Below are 16,365 nucleotides of genomic sequence, written 5' to 3'. Positions count from 1 at the left end.
TTAAATACTATTCAGCGTCGTGCGCCATTTCATCAGCCGTCTGATTGGTCTCTTCGTTGAAGTGCTCCACCCAGTAAATCAGACGCTGACAGTTGGGGCAGTTGATGATCTTATGGCCGCCCTGCAGTTCAATGAACGTCTGGGGGGGGATCATGATCCGGCAACCGGAACAAACTCCGGCGGTCACGGGCACAATCACGGGATGGGACAGACGGCGGCGGATGAACTCATAGCGATCAAGGACAGGACGCGGCACAGCGGAACCTGTTTCGGAACGCACCTGGGCCAGCTCATCCAAGCGCTTACACGCCTCATCCTGCCTCGTTTCAAGGCTGATCTGCTTAGCTTCCAATTCGGCCTTGAGGTCGGCCCATATAGCGTCAACTTCCTGCAGTGCGTTGTCCTGATGCAGTTTTTCTTCCAACAAGGCGGCACGTTCCTCTTCACGGGAACGGTTCACCTTTTCCATATTGTCCATCTCCCGAGCCATGGCCTGATATTCCCGGGAGTTGGATACCTGCATCATCTTGTTCTTACTCTTTTTGATGCGGGTGCTGTCGTCATCGAGTTCGCCGGCAATACGCTTTTCCTGTTCCTTCAAGTGCGCAAGCTTTTCCAGTACCCGCTCGCGCTGCGTATTTGCAGCAGCAAAACGTTTTTTAAGCTCTTCCAATTCCTTCGGGGCCTGTTCGAGTTCCATCTCCACAGAATGGATGGCATCGTCCACGCGCTGAAGGGCCACGAGTTGGCGGATTTGTTCGAGATAAAGGCTCACAACTCTTCTCCTGAAATCTGATAACGGATTACGCCTCAGTCTGTGGGGGAAAACGGCGCAAGAGGATCCTGCGCGGGCACGAACTGCACGGCGACATCAGACACATTCTCTTTCAATTGCAGGGCAAAACGCCGCATCATCTCTTCTTCAAGACTGAAATGCCCCACATCCAGCACTGGAAGGGGAAGATCGAGCGCAGCGTGATACTTCAAGTCACCGGTAATGAGCAGATCCGCGCCACAGGCAGCGGCCTCAGGCGCAAGCGAACTTCCCGATCCGGGGCAGATGGCAATGCGGCGGATGCGCTCAGGCAAGGTTCCAGCCAAGCGGGGACAACTCCCCACCAGCCATAAGGCCAACATTTTTTTCAGCTCTTCCGGGGTGATGTCAACCGCACAATCACCGACGACACCGAAGCCACAGGCGTACGAACTGCCGCCCCGCTCCATTGTCCCCGTCTGTTCCAGCACAGTCAGCGGCAATGGCATTCCATGTGCCGCCTCACCATCCTTGGTATCAGAGGAAGGAATACGGCAAAGCCCCAGTTCGTCTGCCAGCCACGAGACAGGTCCCAAAGGATTCGCATCAAGGGACGTATGCGCCGAGTACAACAGCACATCGGCCCGAAACACCAGCGAAAGGACTTCATGGTAGCTGTCCAGCTGATCCGTGAACCGTCCCTCCAGCGTCAGCGGATGATGGGCCAAAATCATTTCAGCCCCTTCGGACAGTGCGATGCGGATAGATTCCGGCGTCGGATCAAGGCACACGGCGAGGCGATTGATGTCCTGCCGTGCGGAAGCGATCTGAACACCCGATTTATCCCAAGGCGCGGCGATCGCGAGCGGTGCCGTCCGTTCAATGAGCGCAATGAGTTCCGACTGTTTCATGCTTCCAATTCCTCTATCTTGCCGAACAGTAGATTTCTAGCTGTGGTTGACGGGATTCTCACGCAGGTACCGGACAGCGTTTGCAAAAAGTGCGGTTCCGGGCACCGCGACTTCCCCGCGCGCCCAACCGGGATGATTCGTAGCGTGATGGAATGCTTCAGGGTGCGGCATCAGTCCGAGGATATGCCCGGTCGGATCCGTCAGGCCGGCAATGCCCAACGGGGAACCGTTCGGATTCCAAGGATACTCTTGCGTGACCTCACCAGTTTCCGGGTGCGTGTATTGCAACGCAATCAGATTTTCGTCCTGCAACCGCTGCAAGGTCGCGGCATCGCGGGCCACCAACTTGCCTTCGCCATGACGGACAGGCATCGGCAGCACCCCGTGGACAGCCAATCCTTTGGTAAAAATACAAGGGCTGTCAGGGTTAGGTTTGAGCTGAACCCATCTGTCCTCATAGCGGGCGGAGTCATTATGGCTGAGGGAAACCTGCCGCTCAAAACGCTTCCCGTCCAAGGCGGGGAGGATACCGAGCTTGACGAGCAACTGGAATCCGTTACAGATCCCCAACACAAGACCTCCCGCATCGACGAACCGGTTCAAGCTGTCCAACATGGGCTGACCTTCCGCATCGGAAAGATGCAGCCAGCGCTGTGCCGCGGCCTGTGCCGCACCGAGATCGTCTCCATCAAGGAATCCGCCGGGGAAAATAAGGAATTGATACTCGCTCAGGCGGACCTTCGCAGCCACAATGTCGGAAAAATGCACCACATCAGCCCTGTCCGCACCAGCCAGACGTGCGGCATGCGCTGTTTCCTGATGCGAATTGGTGCCGTATCCGGTAATGACCAGCGTGTTGACCTGACTCATTGTCCACCCTTTTCCTGCATAAAAATTAAAATCTTACTTAACGAAAAAGCGATAACGCGCCTGCATGCTCCAGCTGCGTCCTTTGATGAAACAAAAACAGGAGCCAGTCTGGAATGGGGGATTTACTTTATGCGGGTGTTTCTTTTCAGTCAATGGCTGTTTTTTTTCTGAAAACAGGCTATAGTTGGCAGATATTGTTTGCGTGCATCTGAATGGCCTGCTGAAAAGCAGAGGAATTATGTTTTTGGAACAGGCGGGTGCCTAAGTCAACGCCTTGTTTCCGTTACAGAACCAGCCGCGTATCGACCCGCTCAGGCGGGCTTTTTGTGTTCGCGTTCTCTCCTTTTCTGATGTATCCTGTTTCAGAGCGACTTTCGTACACTGCATCCCCTCCTTCACGGCGGGAAAATCATAAACTCGAGGTTTTTCATGAAGACCAAGTTTATCTTCATCACTGGTGGCGTCCTTTCCTCTCTCGGCAAAGGGCTTTCGGCGGCTTCCATCGGCGCACTGTTGAAAACGCGTGGACTGACCGTGACCATCCAAAAACTTGATCCCTATATCAATGTGGACCCCGGAACCATGAATCCCTATCAGCATGGTGAAGTATACGTTACGGATGACGGGGCGGAAACGGACCTCGATTTGGGGCACTACGAACGCTATCTCAATACGGCGCTCTCCCAAAAAAACAACACGACTTCGGGTTCCATCTATTATAAGGTCATCACCAAGGAACGCCACGGCGACTACCTCGGCGGCACGGTGCAGGTGATCCCCCACATTACCGATGAAATCAAAAACGCCATCCTCAGCCTCGCCAAGGATGAACCCGAAAATCCCGCTCCCGACGTCGCCATCATTGAAATCGGCGGCACGGTGGGCGACATCGAAGGCCTCCCCTTCCTTGAAGCCATCCGTCAGCTCCGCTCCGAACTGGGCCGCGACAACTGCCTCTACATCCACCTGACGCTCGTGCCCTACCTCCGTTCCGCCGGGGAACACAAGACCAAACCCACGCAGCACAGCGTCAAGGAACTCCGTTCCATCGGCATCCAGCCTGACATCATCCTCTGCCGCTGCGAAGAGCCCGTCCCCGCCGACCTCCGCGCCAAAATCGCCCTGTTCTGCAATGTGGACAAAGACGCCGTATTCTCCGCCGTGGATGTGAGCAACATCTACGAATTGCCCTTAAAGCTTTATGAAGAAGGCTTGGATCAGAAGGTCGCCATTATGCTGCGCCTACCCGCCCGCAACGCCAAGCTTGAGCCGTGGGAAGAATTGGTCCACAACGTCAAGAATCCGCAGGGCCGGGTCACCATTGCCATCGTCGGCAAGTATGTCGAACTGAAGGAAGCCTACAAGAGCCTTCACGAGGCTTTGGTGCATGGCGGCATCGCCAACAGGGTCGCTGTGGATCTCCGTTATGTGAACTCCGAGGAGGTAACGGCTGAAAACGTCGCCGAAACCTTTAAGGGCGCTGACGGCATCCTTGTTCCCGGTGGCTTTGGGTATCGCGGCGTCGAGGGAAAAATCGAATCTATCCGCTACGCTCGCGAAAACAATGTCCCCTTCTTCGGAATCTGCCTCGGCATGCAGTGTGCGGTCATCGAATTCGCCCGCCACGTCGTCGGCATCGAAGAAGCCAACTCCGAAGAATTCAATCCATTTGCCAAGGATAAGCTCATCTACCTGATGACCGAATGGTACGATTTCCGCAAAAAGGCCGTGGAACGCCGCGATGCAGAAAGCGACAAGGGCGGAACCATGCGCCTCGGCGCGTATCCCTGCACCGTTTCGGAAGGGACCCATGCTTTTGAGGCTTACAAAACGGCCAATATCAACGAACGTCATCGCCATCGTTACGAATTCAATAATGCCTATCGCGAACGTCTTGCGGATATGGGCATGGTTTTCAGCGGCCAGTCTCCCGACGGTACGCTGGTGGAAATCGTTGAAATCCCCAATCACCCGTGGTTCTTGGGCTGTCAGTTCCATCCTGAATTTCAGTCCCGCCCGATGAAGCCCCACCCGCTGTTCAAGGACTTCATCCGTGCGTCTTGCATGGCTCGTAAGAAGTAGACTTCCCTCCCATAATGCTTATTCCTTTGCGGTCATTCCGGTGATAAAACCGGAATGACCGCAAGGCCGTCTCCTAGCGAGAACTCCTTTTACCGTTAAGGAATGCCCATGATGACATCGGACGAGCTCTATAGCCAGCTTCGGAAGGAGCACTTTATTTTTGCGGGCCCCTGCGCTCTGGAAAGCTTTGAATTGGCGCTGGACACGGCGCACGCCGTAGCCGAAGCCAGCAGGGAAGCCGGATTGTTTGCCGTCTTCAAGAGTTCGTGGGATAAGGCCAACAGAACGTCTGGGAAAGGCTTCCGTGGCCCGGGCTTGGCTAAAGGCATGGAATGGCTGGCTCGGATCAAGGAGGAAACGGGGCTGCCCGTCGTGACGGACATCCATCTGCCCGAACAGGCCGGGCCTGTCGGTGAGGTGGCGGATATCCTTCAGATCCCCGCTTTTTTGTGCCGCCAGACGGATCTGCTCTTGGCGGCGGCACGGACGGGCCGCGTCGTCAACGTCAAAAAAGGCCAGTTTGTAGCCCCGTGGGATATGGGCCCCGTGCGCGATAAAGTGGTCGGGGCTGGCAATGACCGTGTCCTTCTGACGGAGCGAGGCTCCTCTTTCGGATACAATAACCTCGTGGTCGATTTTCGTTCCATACCCATCATGCGTGCGCTGGGCGTCCCGGTAATCTTTGACGCGACACATTCCGTTCAGCTCCCCGGCGGGCAAGGCAGCTGCTCCGGTGGTGAACGGCATCACGTGCCCACACTGGCCCGTGCCGCTGCGGGGGCTGGGGCAGACGGTATTTTTATGGAATGCCACCCGGATCCCGACAAAGCCCTGTGCGACGGCCCCAACAGTTGGCCCGTGGCCAAGCTTCCGGCGCTCTTGAAGCAACTTTCAGCCATATGGAACATTCCTTATGACTTGTAATACCCTTTATTCCGATGGGACCGGAAGATCCGGCCAATCCCCCACTCCACGGCACGAATCGCTTGAAAGCCTCGCCAAACGCATCCGTCTTCTTGTCTTGGATGTGGACGGTGTCATGACGGACGGCGGCCTTTACTATGACGCTCACGGGCTGGCCATGAAGAGGTTCCATGTCCTTGACGGGATCGGCATCCGGCTGGCCAAAACAGCGGGGATTGAAGTCGCCGTCCTTTCCGGCATGGATGTGCCCTGCGTCGTGAGACGGCTTGAAGTCCTTGGCGTGACCGAGTATCACGGCGGATCCGACAACAAATGTACTATCCTTGACGGGATGCGTAAACGGATGTCCCTTGAGTGGCACGAAATCGCCTACCTTGGGGATGATTGGGTCGATCTTGCACCGATGTCTCGTGTGGGGCTGCCCGCCGCCGTTGCGAATGCCATGCCGGACGTCAAAAAACTGGCGAAATTCGTAACCCAAAAAGAAGGCGGATGCGGCGCCGTCCGGGAATTTGTCGATTTGTTGTTGACTTGCCAAGGGAAACGTGACGCTCTGCTTGAGCATTGGATGCGTCTGGAATGAAACGGTCACGAATCCTGCTTATTGCCGCTCTGGCGGCACTTCTCGCTGGAGGTTGGTATGTCGCGAAGCGTGGCGGGGAAACAACGCTGATCGGCAGGCTGCTTGATGTCGCCAACAAGGGCGGCATCAAGTCTCTTGACGGGGCGAAACTGCAAGACAACGCCACACAACCCGGCAACCCGCTTGAGGAAGTGGCTGGACTAGCCATTAAGGGGATCAACCTCTTCCAAGGAAATAAAGGATTGGAACTGTGGCGTCTCAAAGCGAGCTGGGCCCATATGTCCCAAAACGGCGATACGATCGATGTGGACAAGCCCGTCGTCCGTTATGCGCTCGGTGAAGGTTCCGCAAGCAACCCTGACGATGATGTTCTTGATGTGCAGGCCCAGTTTGGAAAAATCACCGACAACCAGCGATTCCTCACGCTTTGGGATGATGTCGTCATCACTCGTTATGATGAAGTCATCACCAGTTCGCGCATGAACTACGATGCCAATAAGCGCCTTATGACCTTTCCAGAAGGTGCTGTGTTTGAAAGTCCCACGGCATCCGGGACGGCCACCCTTCTTGCTTGGGATCTTGCTGCCAATGAAGTACATGGTTCGGAAGGCGTACTGGTCGTACTCAAGCCCCGCCCCGATGCCACAAACGTCAATGCCGTACCTTCTCCGCATGAAACGCAGGCCAATCCCCAGCAAGAATTACCTCAACCTGCAAAGAAATAAGCCGCTATAGCTTCAATGGGTTACGGCTAGGAAAACATTATGAAAAAAAAATTTTTAGGTATAACCACACTGAGTTTAAGCCTGCTCTGCTCTGCCCCGCTGTGGGCAGCGCCGGTGACGCCGCCAAAGCCCGCCAAAAATGTTGAAACACGGATCACCTCCGATCAGCTGACCTATATTGCTGAAAAACAGCTCGTCATCTTTGACAAAAACGTCCATGTAGTCCGACCGGATATTGAAATATGGGCCAGCAGGATCACGGTTTATTTGAAGCCGCCCAAAGGGGACGCACAGAAGAAAGAAAACGAAAAAGGCGGTATGCCTGCCGGAATGGCCGCCGGTGATGTAGATCGTATCGTCGCCGAACGGAATGTGCGCATGAAAAGCGAAAACCGCAACGGCACTTGCGCGAAAGCGACCTATACGATGGACGACGGCGTCCTTCTCATGGAAGGCGATCCCCGTCTGACCGACGGGGAAAATACGGTTACTGGGGAGACCATCAAATATTTTACGGAAGAAAACCGTAGTGAAGTCATGGGCGGCTCCAAGAAGCGCGTCGAAGCGGTCTTTTCCGGCTCTAAAAGCTCCAGCCCGATTCGGGGGAACCGCTGATGGCCCGACTGTCTGGAGTTGATTTACGTAAATGGTACGGCCAACGCGAGGTCGTGCGCGGCGTTTCCCCCGAAGTGAACCAAGGGGAAATTGTTGGTCTGCTCGGCCCGAATGGGGCGGGTAAAACTACTTCGTTCTATATGCTGACCGGGATCATCAAGCCGTCTTCAGGTCGGGTTCTCCTTGAAGATCAGGATATTGGCACTTGGCCGCTCCATGAGCGCGCACGTGTGGGCATTTCCTACCTCCCGCAGGAAAGTTCCGTCTTCAGAAAACTTACGGTGCGTCAAAACCTTCAGATTATTCTGGAGCATACGGGCCTTTCCCGCAAGGAGCAGAAAGAAAGGGCGGATATCTTGCTTGAAGATTTCGGCCTCACCCGGCTGGAAAAATCCCACGCTATGCACCTGTCCGGTGGGGAACGCCGACGCTTGGAAATCGCCCGTGCGCTTATTCGGGAACCGAAATTCGTCCTGCTCGACGAGCCGTTTGCCGGGATTGACCCCCTTGCGGTGGGCGATATTCAAGGTTTGGTACGCGCCTTGCGCGATCGCGGGATCGGAGTTCTCATCTCTGACCACAACGTCCGTGAAACTCTGACGATTTGCGACCGGGCCTATCTCATGGTGCAAGGGCAGGTCGTTCTTTCCGGGACACCGGAAACCATTGTCAATAATGAACAGGCTCGGAGCGTCTATCTTGGAGAAGGGTTCTCGCTCTGAGGCTCCGTAGCTCGCCATTCTTTGTAATGATAAAAAAAGATCGTGTACTCCGGTACCGATCTTTTTTTCTGGGGAAAATACAATAACCAGTTTTTTTCTCATTTCTTTTTTATCAAATAACCACCTACAAGAAAAGAACAGAAGAAAAAAGCATCCCTGTTCTTGCAACATCCCTGAGCATGTGGCATAATCCCTGCATGTGAGGCATAAAGATGCTCGGTTGCTCTTGGCCTGACGGGTACCGTCGGTTCCCCTCCTCTTTTAAGGTGTTCCTGCGGGTTGGACAGACTCTTATGACAACGGGATATTTGCATGGCATTGGAACTCAGACAGCAGCTTAAGCTTTCACAACAGCTGGTGATGACACCACAATTGCAGCAGGCTATCCGCCTATTGCAGCTATCCCGCTTGGAGCTTGTGGAAACGGTTCAGCGGGAGTTGCTGGAAAACCCGTTTCTCGAAGAAATACAGGATGAGCCCTCCAACGAGCCCCCCGCAGAAGTCCGCCCCGAATCCCCACGCGATGAGCCTACATACGATCGGGAAGTGGCCCGCTCCGAAGACTGGGAAGACTATCTCGGAGAATTCGCAAGTACCCCGCAGCAAGTCCAGCCCAGAGACTATGAGCTCCCCGAAGAAATGAGTTCTCTGGAAGCCAGATATGCCTCCAGTCCCACGCTTGAAAGCCACCTTATGTGGCAGCTCCGCCTTTCCTCCCTTACTGACGATCAGAAAGAACTCGGTGAAATCATTATCGGAAATCTTTCTTCTTCCGGCTACCTTCAAGCATCCCTTGAAGAAATGGCGGAGATGGCACGGGCGGATTTTGCTGGCGAGGCTTCAACCGACGAAACGAAAGACAAGGCATGGCCTACAGTCGAAGAGGTGGAAACGGTTCTTAAGGCCATCCAGTTATTTGATCCGGTGGGTGTCGCCGCCCGAACGCCTCAAGAATGCCTCCTCATCCAGATAAAGGCTTTAGGATATGATAGGGATCAGGTCCTTGTCGATCTCGTGCGCGATCACCTTGAGGATCTGGAGGCCCACAGATACAAGCCCCTGCTCCGCAAGTTCCGGCTGGATATGGATGAACTCAAGGAATATCTGGATATCATCCAGTCCCTTGATCCCATGCCCGGAGCGAGTTTTGGTGAAGGCGTGTCCACTTATGTCAGCCCTGATGTCTTTGTATACAAGGTGGACGGGGAATTCCTCATTGTCCTCAATGAGGACGGACTGCCGAATCTGCACTTGAGCCCCGTGTATGATAATGCATCGGAAAACGCGTCCAGCAAGGAAAAAGAATACTTCAACGAAAAAATCCGTTCCGCGGCGTGGCTTATCAAAAGCCTGCACCAACGGCAGCGGACATTGTACAAAGTTGTCGAAAGTATTGTAAAACATCAGCGCGGCTTTTTTGAGGAAGGGATCAGCAAGTTCAAGCCGCTTATCCTGAAAGACATCGCCGACGATATCAACATGCACGAATCCACGGTCAGCCGCATCACGACCAATAAGTATGTGGCAACCCCCTTTGGCGTGTACGAACTCAAGTTCTTCTTCAACAGCGCGCTGGAATTGGATGACGGAAGCCAAGTGGGTTCGGAGAGCGTCAAGGCGCTCATCAAAAAGTGCATCAGTGAAGAAGATCCTAAAAATCCCCTCTCGGATGAACGCATCGGTGAAATTCTCAAGGAACACTTAAAGGTGAATATAGCCCGGAGAACGGTAGCCAAGTACCGGATGGCAATGGATATTCCGTCATCATCCAGAAGGAAGGCCCATTTTTAGCCGTTCGAGGCCGCTTGAGAGGCCTTGACAGGACCTCAAAAAGGTTGTTGTAAAGGAATCATGCCTGACAAAGCAATGTCCGTTGCGGATATCTTGGTATTCGTTGTGCGGACTGGTTAGCAGCCAAAGGAGGCTTCATGCACATTTCCTTTACTTTCAAGAATTTCGAGCCGTCTGAACATTTGCGTAAGTATGCCCGTCGCCGTATGGAGAAGTTGGGAAGGTTCTTCGGCAAGAACCCCGCTCTTGATGCGCAGGTAAATATGGCGGTCGACAAGTTCCGCCAGCGCGTTGAAGTTCAGCTTACCGGTGACGGCATCAATATTGCCGCCAGCGAAGCCTCGGAAGATATGTACGCCTCCATCGACCTCGTTCTTGATAAGCTGGAAGCTCAGGTCAAGAAGTTTGTTTCCCGGAACAAGGAAATCCATCGGAAGGGGCGCGCCAATGATATTGACGTGTATACGTTTGAAGTAACGGAAGAGGATGGTGAACGCACGATTACGGGGCGCGACCATTTTTCTCCCAAGCCCATGAGTCCCGACGAAGCGGCCATGCAGCTTGATGCAAATGACTTTGAATTCCTCACTTTCCTAAATTCGGAAAATGATCGCATCAATGTCATCTATCGGCGTAAGAACGGTAACCTTGGATTGATAGATCCTATTTTCTAGGGCTTGTGCCGATACGATAAAGTAATTTCAACAAGCCCGCCCGGAGAGTATCACCGGGCGGGCTTCCTGTTACTACGGAAGCACTCATGACGGATCAGCCTCTCCTTCCTAACCATGTCGCGACAAAGTCGATGAACCCTACTCCCGAAGGCCCCAAAGCGAATGCTGATAAGCCGATCTTTATCATCACCGGGCTCTCCGGTGCGGGCAAAAGTACTGTACTTCATGTCTTTGAGGACATGCGCCTGTTCACGGCGGACGGGGTGCCGCCAGAGCTCATGCCGGAGATGGTGCGCCTTCTACAGAGTTCCTCAGTTGAGCCTTCTCATGGCATAGCTCTTGGTTTCGATCAGCGGCGCAGCGAGTTTATGGCTGAACTCGATCAGGCGCTGCATCGGCTGTCCGGTATGGGGTTCCGCACGAAGATCCTTTATCTGGAAGCAGATCCAGCCGTTATTATGCGGCGCTACGCCACAACTCGCCGTCCCCATCCGCTTGAACGGGAAGGCGTCGGCTTGGAACAGGCCGTGCGCGAAGAAATGGAACGCCTTGCTTCCGTTCGGGAAATCGCCGATAATGTCATCGATACCTCTTCCTTTTCCATCCACGACTTGCGGCGGAGCATTCAACGCAAATGGAACAGCACCCAAGAACGCCTTCACACCATCAAGGTCAATCTGATTTCCTTCGGGTTCAAATACGGCGTTCCCCGCGAAGCGGATCTTGTCTTTGATCTGCGTTTTCTCCCCAATCCCTACTTCGTCGAAGCGTTGCGCCCGCAGACGGGAAAAGAGAGCGCCATTGCCGAATATGTTTTCAGTGAACCTTCAGGTAAAGAATTTAAAAAACGGCTTATTGATTTTTTATCTTTTCTTTTGCCCCTTTATGATGCTGAAGGACGTTACCGTATTACGGTAGCCTTAGGATGTACGGGAGGGAAACACCGCTCCGTGGCGATGACAGAAGCCCTTATGCGGGCCCTCAAACGGCAAGACTATGCTGTTTCCGTGGAGCATCGGCATATGGAGCTTGGCTGATCCGCTCACTTCTGAGGTTTGCTTTTTCCGCTTCGAGGCATTAGAGATACAGCCTGTCATACACATCAATGCCATAGGGAATATGAACATGCTGCCTCTTGAAACCCTCGGAGCGTTTTTTGTTGCTGCCATAGTAATGGGATTAGCCCCCGGCCCCGATAATATTTTCGTTTTAACCCAGTCCGCCCTGTATGGCTTTCGGGCCGGCATCATGACCACGTTAGGGCTGATGACCGGGCTTTTCGGGCATACGGCAGCCGTAGCCCTCGGCGTTGCGGCACTGTTCCAGACATCCGAGATGGCCTTTACTGTCTTGAAATGTGCAGGGGCGGCCTACCTGCTGTATCTGGCATGGCTTTCCTTCCGCAGCGGCGCATCTAGGGCATGGCTTGAACAAAGCACCTTTCCCGGCTACTGGGCCTTGTATCGGCGGGGTGTGATCATGAACATTACCAACCCCAAGGTTACGCTTTTCTTCCTCGCCTTCCTTCCGCAATTCGCCAAACCGGAACTTGGAAATGTCCCGTTTCAGCTCATCACTCTTGGCCTCCTCTTTCAGCTCGCTACACTAATCGTCTTCGGAGGCGTTTCGTTCCTTGGCGGCAGGCTTGCCGAGTGGTTCAACGCCTCCATCCGGGGGCAAATCATCCTCAACCGGATCACCGCATGCATCTTCACCGCATTGGCGCTCCTGCTCATCTTCTCCTCCAGATGACAGAAAGCCCCGTCATACGGGGCTTTTCTTTTTGGCTCTGTCATAGTACATGGTTGTCTTGTTTCAGCAATATATTGAAAAATATATGCTTTTCCTTCAATCTTTCTGCTGGTGGGCTCTGTGATTGGGGGATTTTATTGGTTATTTCTTTGAAATTTCAAGGAAATAAAGCATCAACCGTTTTCTATGACACAGCCTTCTTTTTTTGTGGATCTGAACTAGAATCCTAAGAACTGCTTGATATTGCAATAAAAGATCTTCTCAAGGGCGTTCTCCGGCAATCCGCAGACCTCCGTCCGCAGCATTTCCACCCGGTAATGATGGAACGGCGCATCGCTCCCCCAGAAAACCCGTTCGCTGCCGACAGTATTGTAGGCCTCGCGGATTTTGGTGTGCATGGGCATCCCCGATGTTTCGAGGTACACATTGTCGTGTTTCTTGGAAAGATCAATGGCGGCCTGTATATAGATGCCGTTTCCATGTCCCATGTGTACCATCGCGATCCGTACTTTCGGAAAATCCTCCGCAAGCTGGATAATGCTGTGGGGAAGGGAAAAAGGTGGATGCCCCGAATGGATGAATACAGGCAAATCCATCTGTTGCGCGACTTCCATCAGGGGATGCACCACGGCGTCATTCGCCGTAAAAGCATTGAAAAGGGGATGCAGCTTTATCCCCTGAAAACCGTGTTCACGGGCTTCGCGGATAACTGTTTCGACGGCCTTATCCCCGTCGTAGGGACTAGACAATAGTTTAATATATTTAAATAATTAAACTTACACTCAGCATAATGTGTCAAAATGTGGCGAAATAGACCACAAATATGTGTCAAAATATGTGCCTAAAAAGCCCTCCCGGAACTACCGAGAGGGCTTTTTCTATCCCTCAATCAACCATCCCGCAAAATCTCCGAACCGGAACACCTCCACGGCGTCGGGCCCCAACTCCCCACGGTAAAGAGGCCGCTGCACGCCGGACAGTGAAAGCTCTTTCCGCATCACCGCCCCCGGCTCCGCGCCCTGCCTGAGCTTGCAATCCCACGTCAGCCGGGACAGCACCGTTGCCGGATAACCGCCGGGGGATTCTTCCTTGTCCACCACGATAATCGCCCCGCCCGGCTTCACCTTCCCCCTCAGCGTCGCAAGCAAACGCCGCCGCTCCGGGACGGGCAGGAACATGAGGACAAGGAAACAGATAGCAACATCAAACGGCTTATAGGGATATCGGGCTACGTCAGCCATGACCGCCCTACCCGGCCCATTGTACGCCTTCACCATGTCCGGGACTTCATCAAGCGCAACAAGCCGTGCGTTTCTCTCCGTCAGCGTCGGCGAAAGAGCCCGCCCGACGTTCCCCGTGCTGGCCCCAAGGTCATAAACCAGACCCCGCCGAGGAATGTAATGCCGCGCAATCAGCACGATGGATTCCGTCACCATCCCATACCACGGCAACTGCTCCCGTACATGGACATCAAACTGAGGGGCAAACCCCTGAAACGTCCAATCCTGCCGCTTATCCTGTTCAGCTCCTATCATCACTGAGTTGAGTCCTGTCTTGCGCCCCGCCGTTCCGCCTGTTACCCTTCGTGCGCCCCGTAGAATGGGCACAAACACTGGCGGAAACCTTGCACGATGCTGCAATCATCGTGTGGGGCCGTGGTTCGGCGGTGAGACGCCGAGCCGGTGGGGGAGGCTCCAATCTCCCCCGCCTCTGCCTGAACATACTCTAACGGTTTACGCTTCCGGGGTCACGCGCCGCAGTTCAGGGGGCGACTGCCTGCCCTCCCTCTCGCTTTCGTAACTGCTCTTACAGTGTTCCCTTTCCCAGAAGAACAGCGCGTCCACGAGCTTGCGGGGCCATGTGCGTATGCCTGCCTGTTCCCACCGCCAGCATCGGCTGCTCAAGGTTTCGTCAGGCCAGCCCATGAAGAGGGTGTTGAGGAACTGATCGAAGCCGATGAGGATGTGTTTTCCGTAGGTCATGCGGCTTCAACCTCTTCCGGCGTGGTCGCGGCCTCCACAGCCGCTTTACGTTCCCCGCCGCGCTGCATCGTCTCGTTCTTGTGATTCATGGCCCCGCCCGCGTAGAGCGCGAGGAAGCCCGATGCGTCGAACGTCAAACGCTCAAGTTCACCGCCCGGTACTGTGTAGGCGTTCCACGTCACGGATTCGGGCAGGCCGGGCATTCCCGATTGCTTCATCAGGCAGACATTCGCCGTATCCGCAAAATTCTGCTGGTCAAAGGTGTCATAGCTGAAATGATAGGTGACTCCGCCCACGGCATAGTCGAACCCGGAAGCAATGGCGGCGGACGTTTCCGCGTCGATCCGGGCCTTCTTCGCTGCTTTCAGCTCTTCCAGCGTGGGCACATAGGGTTTTTCTTCGGTCACACATTCCGGATGCGCTTCGGCGTAGGCAAACACCTCGTCCCATTCTTCCGCGAATTCGGCGGCGTAGGGATAGACATGGTAGGGCATGCCATTTTTCGTGATGACGTATGAGTCGTCAAAAGTGCGGTGGATGATTTGTCTGTAGTCCGTCATCTTTTTATCCTTTTCATGCTATTCTGATAGCAAGGGCTGGCCCGGTAACCATTGTTCCTCCAGCTTCATCTATTGCTTTTGTTCCCTTATCAAGATACCGCCATGTTCCTCCATTCGGTAGGTTAACGCCAGTCCTTTCAGATATAGCAACTACATTAGGCGTAACTACTGCCGAGTGTGCCGCGTAACTAGTGCTTCCCGCAGGCCCTTGCGGGCCTTGTGGCCCTGTCGCTCCCGTGGCTCCTTTAGGGCCTTGCGGCCCAGTAGCGCCCGTATCACCTTTGTCGCCTTTCGGCCCTTGTTCCCCCGTGGCCCCTTTGTCACCTTTGTCGCCTTTGGCTCCAGTCGCGCCTTTTTGCGCGATCAGCGTCCAGTAAGCCGTATTCGTGGGGAGGATGGAGGTGGTGGAGGTATGGCTTTTCTTGCAGGCATAGGAACTGCCGTTATACGTCACCACGTCAATTTGCGTAGTGTTGTTTACGTAGGCCGTTCCACTGGCCCATGCGCCCTTCACCACAAGCGAAGCGCCCTTGGCCCCGGTTGCGCCTTTCGCTCCCGCCGCTCCGTCCTGTGCGGCCTTTTTCCAGAACGTCGATGAGTCGGACGGTGTGGAGCCCACAGTATAGGTCTTTGCGGTCATTACCCACAGCGCAGTGCCGTGGCGAACCATGTTCAAGGTTTCGTATGTGGCCTTTGCCGACCAATCCCCTTTATAGATCGGGCACACCGGCCCAAGATCATATGTTTGTTGCGCCATTTGTTAATCTCCTATCGTAACGATCAAATGCCCGTTGGCGTTGATGGCCACTGCGGTAATGCTCGCCCCCGCATCGCCTTTTGGCCCCTGCGGTCCTGTTGCTCCAGTTGCGCCTTTCGTTCCGGTTGCGCCTTTCGGCCCTTGTTCCCCCTTGTCTCCCTTATCCCCTTTCTCTCCTTGTTTTCCTGTCGCTCCAGTCGCTCCCTTTTGTGCGATCAGCGTCCAATACGTAGCGTTGGTCGGCAGAATGGAAGATGAAGACGTATGGCTTTTGACGCAGGCGTAGGAACTGCCGCTATACGTCACCACGTCAATTTGCGCAGCGTTGTTTACGTAGGCCGTTCCGCTGGCCCATGCGCCCTTCACCGCAAACGAAACGCCCTTGGCCCCGGTTGCGCCTTTCGCTCCCGTATCTCCGGTATCCCCTTTGTCGCCTTTAGCCCCCGTTGCGCCCGTAGCCCCCGTATTGCCTTTTTGAGCCATGAGCGCCCACTTTGATGTGTCCGTGGGCAACGTCCCGGCGGGGCTCCCGCCTGACGCCGTGCATACGTATGACGAACCGTTATAGGTCACACAGTCAAAAAACTCGTAAGCCGTGCCGGAACTGTACACACCTTTATGCACAAGCCGGACGCGGCCAAGGTCAAGCGTATTGCCCGCCAT

19 protein-coding genes are annotated in these 16,365 nt (G+C 54.5%); 10 read left to right on the top strand and 9 right to left on the bottom strand.

The genetic code is table 11. The annotated features are described in order from the left end of the window. Positions 1-7: 7 nt before the first annotated feature. The 3 genes from AC6I1V_RS02230 to AC6I1V_RS02220 are packed head-to-tail and all read right to left on the bottom strand — an operon-like array spanning position 8 to position 2,535. Positions 8-775, bottom strand: coding sequence for a zinc ribbon domain-containing protein (locus AC6I1V_RS02230; protein ID WP_486854531.1), 768 nt, complete (start codon positions 773-775; stop codon positions 8-10). 35 nt (positions 776-810) lie between these two features. Further along, positions 811-1,665 carry a Nif3-like dinuclear metal center hexameric protein gene (locus tag AC6I1V_RS02225; RefSeq protein WP_479858662.1) on the bottom strand — a complete coding sequence of 285 codons (855 nt, stop codon included), beginning with the start codon at positions 1,663-1,665 and terminating at the stop codon, positions 811-813. A gap of 36 nt (positions 1,666-1,701) precedes the next feature. Next, positions 1,702-2,535: a phosphoribosylformylglycinamidine synthase subunit PurQ gene (locus AC6I1V_RS02220; protein WP_486850734.1), complete on the bottom strand. Its 834-nt coding sequence runs from the start codon at positions 2,533-2,535 to the stop codon at positions 1,702-1,704. A 429-nt stretch (positions 2,536-2,964) separates the two neighbouring features. On the opposite strand from AC6I1V_RS02220, the gene pyrG reads away from it, so the two are divergent. The 10 genes from pyrG (at position 2,965) to AC6I1V_RS02170 (ending at position 12,403) form a co-directional block, all read left to right on the top strand. Further along, positions 2,965-4,617: a CTP synthase gene (gene pyrG, locus AC6I1V_RS02215; protein WP_302554000.1), complete on the top strand. Its 1,653-nt coding sequence runs from the start codon at positions 2,965-2,967 to the stop codon at positions 4,615-4,617. Positions 4,618-4,719: 102 nt separating this feature from the next. Then, complete coding sequence (kdsA, locus tag AC6I1V_RS02210) at positions 4,720-5,541, top strand: 3-deoxy-8-phosphooctulonate synthase (protein ID WP_486854530.1); 822 nt, start codon at positions 4,720-4,722, stop codon at positions 5,539-5,541. Continuing rightward, the gene (locus tag AC6I1V_RS02205; protein ID WP_486854529.1) at positions 5,531-6,124 is read left to right on the top strand and encodes a KdsC family phosphatase; all 594 of its coding nucleotides are present in this window, start codon (positions 5,531-5,533) and stop codon (positions 6,122-6,124) included. The genes kdsA and AC6I1V_RS02205 overlap by 11 nt, the downstream gene beginning before the upstream one ends. Beyond that, on the top strand, positions 6,121-6,849 hold the full coding sequence (lptC, locus tag AC6I1V_RS02200; protein ID WP_486854528.1) for an LPS export ABC transporter periplasmic protein LptC: 729 nt from the start codon (positions 6,121-6,123) through the stop codon (positions 6,847-6,849). Before AC6I1V_RS02205 ends, lptC begins: the two co-directional genes overlap by 4 nt. Before the next feature lie 39 nt (positions 6,850-6,888). After that, a complete protein-coding gene (locus tag AC6I1V_RS02195; protein ID WP_486854527.1) occupies positions 6,889-7,464 on the top strand; it encodes an LptA/OstA family protein in 576 nt (191 codons plus the stop codon). After that, positions 7,464-8,186, top strand: a complete 723-nt coding sequence (lptB, locus tag AC6I1V_RS02190) for an LPS export ABC transporter ATP-binding protein (protein ID WP_302553995.1) — start codon at positions 7,464-7,466, stop codon at positions 8,184-8,186. The genes AC6I1V_RS02195 and lptB overlap by 1 nt, the downstream gene beginning before the upstream one ends. A gap of 312 nt (positions 8,187-8,498) precedes the next feature. Beyond that, complete coding sequence (rpoN, locus tag AC6I1V_RS02185) at positions 8,499-9,977, top strand: RNA polymerase factor sigma-54 (protein ID WP_486854526.1); 1,479 nt, start codon at positions 8,499-8,501, stop codon at positions 9,975-9,977. A 137-nt stretch (positions 9,978-10,114) separates the two neighbouring features. Further along, the gene (hpf, locus tag AC6I1V_RS02180; RefSeq protein WP_302553993.1) at positions 10,115-10,651 is read left to right on the top strand and encodes a ribosome hibernation-promoting factor, HPF/YfiA family; all 537 of its coding nucleotides are present in this window, start codon (positions 10,115-10,117) and stop codon (positions 10,649-10,651) included. A gap of 131 nt (positions 10,652-10,782) precedes the next feature. Beyond that, the gene (gene rapZ, locus AC6I1V_RS02175; RefSeq protein WP_486854532.1) at positions 10,783-11,688 is read left to right on the top strand and encodes an RNase adapter RapZ; all 906 of its coding nucleotides are present in this window, start codon (positions 10,783-10,785) and stop codon (positions 11,686-11,688) included. A gap of 88 nt (positions 11,689-11,776) precedes the next feature. Beyond that, complete coding sequence (locus AC6I1V_RS02170; RefSeq protein WP_486854525.1) at positions 11,777-12,403, top strand: LysE family translocator; 627 nt, start codon at positions 11,777-11,779, stop codon at positions 12,401-12,403. A 218-nt stretch (positions 12,404-12,621) separates the two neighbouring features. On the opposite strand, the gene AC6I1V_RS02165 is transcribed toward AC6I1V_RS02170, so the two are convergent. The 6 genes from AC6I1V_RS02165 to AC6I1V_RS02140 all read right to left on the bottom strand — a co-directional run bounded on the left by AC6I1V_RS02165 (position 12,622) and on the right by AC6I1V_RS02140 (position 16,365). Continuing rightward, complete coding sequence (locus AC6I1V_RS02165) at positions 12,622-13,152, bottom strand: amidohydrolase family protein (RefSeq protein ID WP_486854524.1); 531 nt, start codon at positions 13,150-13,152, stop codon at positions 12,622-12,624. Between the two features lie 129 nt (positions 13,153-13,281). Then, complete coding sequence (locus AC6I1V_RS02160; RefSeq protein WP_482333246.1) at positions 13,282-13,938, bottom strand: class I SAM-dependent methyltransferase; 657 nt, start codon at positions 13,936-13,938, stop codon at positions 13,282-13,284. A 198-nt stretch (positions 13,939-14,136) separates the two neighbouring features. Next, the gene (locus tag AC6I1V_RS02155) at positions 14,137-14,385 is read right to left on the bottom strand and encodes a pseudouridine synthase (RefSeq protein WP_482333236.1); all 249 of its coding nucleotides are present in this window, start codon (positions 14,383-14,385) and stop codon (positions 14,137-14,139) included. Further along, positions 14,382-14,945, bottom strand: a complete 564-nt coding sequence (locus AC6I1V_RS02150; RefSeq protein WP_482333233.1) for a DUF4376 domain-containing protein — start codon at positions 14,943-14,945, stop codon at positions 14,382-14,384. The genes AC6I1V_RS02155 and AC6I1V_RS02150 overlap by 4 nt, the downstream gene beginning before the upstream one ends. A 13-nt stretch (positions 14,946-14,958) precedes the next feature. Continuing rightward, positions 14,959-15,702 carry a carbohydrate-binding protein gene (locus AC6I1V_RS02145; RefSeq protein WP_482333230.1) on the bottom strand — a complete coding sequence of 248 codons (744 nt, stop codon included), beginning with the start codon at positions 15,700-15,702 and terminating at the stop codon, positions 14,959-14,961. A 3-nt stretch (positions 15,703-15,705) separates the two neighbouring features. Then, positions 15,706-16,365 (bottom strand): carbohydrate-binding protein, encoded by a 660-nt coding sequence (locus AC6I1V_RS02140; protein WP_482333227.1) that lies wholly within the window; start codon positions 16,363-16,365, stop codon positions 15,706-15,708.

It is taken from the genome of Bilophila sp. T19-St14 (assembly GCF_059728385.1).
This window is presented reverse-complemented; position numbering and strand designations above follow the sequence as displayed.

Bases quoted from the DNA above. Each gene is read 5' to 3' on its own strand.
- AC6I1V_RS02225 (WP_479858662.1), bottom strand. From the start codon at position 1,665: ATGAAACAGTCGGAACTCATTGCGCTCATTGAACGGACGGCACCGCTC.
- lptC (WP_486854528.1), top strand. From the start codon at position 6,121: ATGAAACGGTCACGAATCCTGCTTATTGCCGCTCTGGCGGCACTTCTC.
- rapZ (WP_486854532.1), top strand. From the start codon at position 10,783: ATGAACCCTACTCCCGAAGGCCCCAAAGCGAATGCTGATAAGCCGATC.
- AC6I1V_RS02155 (WP_482333236.1), bottom strand. From the start codon at position 14,385: ATGACCTACGGAAAACACATCCTCATCGGCTTCGATCAGTTCCTCAAC.
- AC6I1V_RS02220 (WP_486850734.1), bottom strand. From the start codon at position 2,535: ATGAGTCAGGTCAACACGCTGGTCATTACCGGATACGGCACCAATTCG.
- AC6I1V_RS02170 (WP_486854525.1), top strand. From the start codon at position 11,777: ATGCTGCCTCTTGAAACCCTCGGAGCGTTTTTTGTTGCTGCCATAGTA.
- pyrG (WP_302554000.1), top strand. From the start codon at position 2,965: ATGAAGACCAAGTTTATCTTCATCACTGGTGGCGTCCTTTCCTCTCTC.
- hpf (WP_302553993.1), top strand. From the start codon at position 10,115: ATGCACATTTCCTTTACTTTCAAGAATTTCGAGCCGTCTGAACATTTG.
- kdsA (WP_486854530.1), top strand. From the start codon at position 4,720: ATGCCCATGATGACATCGGACGAGCTCTATAGCCAGCTTCGGAAGGAG.
- AC6I1V_RS02140 (WP_482333227.1), bottom strand. From the start codon at position 16,365: ATGGCGGGCAATACGCTTGACCTTGGCCGCGTCCGGCTTGTGCATAAA.
- AC6I1V_RS02160 (WP_482333246.1), bottom strand. From the start codon at position 13,938: ATGATAGGAGCTGAACAGGATAAGCGGCAGGATTGGACGTTTCAGGGG.
- AC6I1V_RS02145 (WP_482333230.1), bottom strand. From the start codon at position 15,702: ATGGCGCAACAAACATATGATCTTGGGCCGGTGTGCCCGATCTATAAA.
- AC6I1V_RS02150 (WP_482333233.1), bottom strand. From the start codon at position 14,945: ATGACGGACTACAGACAAATCATCCACCGCACTTTTGACGACTCATAC.
- AC6I1V_RS02205 (WP_486854529.1), top strand. From the start codon at position 5,531: ATGACTTGTAATACCCTTTATTCCGATGGGACCGGAAGATCCGGCCAA.
- rpoN (WP_486854526.1), top strand. From the start codon at position 8,499: ATGGCATTGGAACTCAGACAGCAGCTTAAGCTTTCACAACAGCTGGTG.
- AC6I1V_RS02195 (WP_486854527.1), top strand. From the start codon at position 6,889: ATGAAAAAAAAATTTTTAGGTATAACCACACTGAGTTTAAGCCTGCTC.
- lptB (WP_302553995.1), top strand. From the start codon at position 7,464: ATGGCCCGACTGTCTGGAGTTGATTTACGTAAATGGTACGGCCAACGC.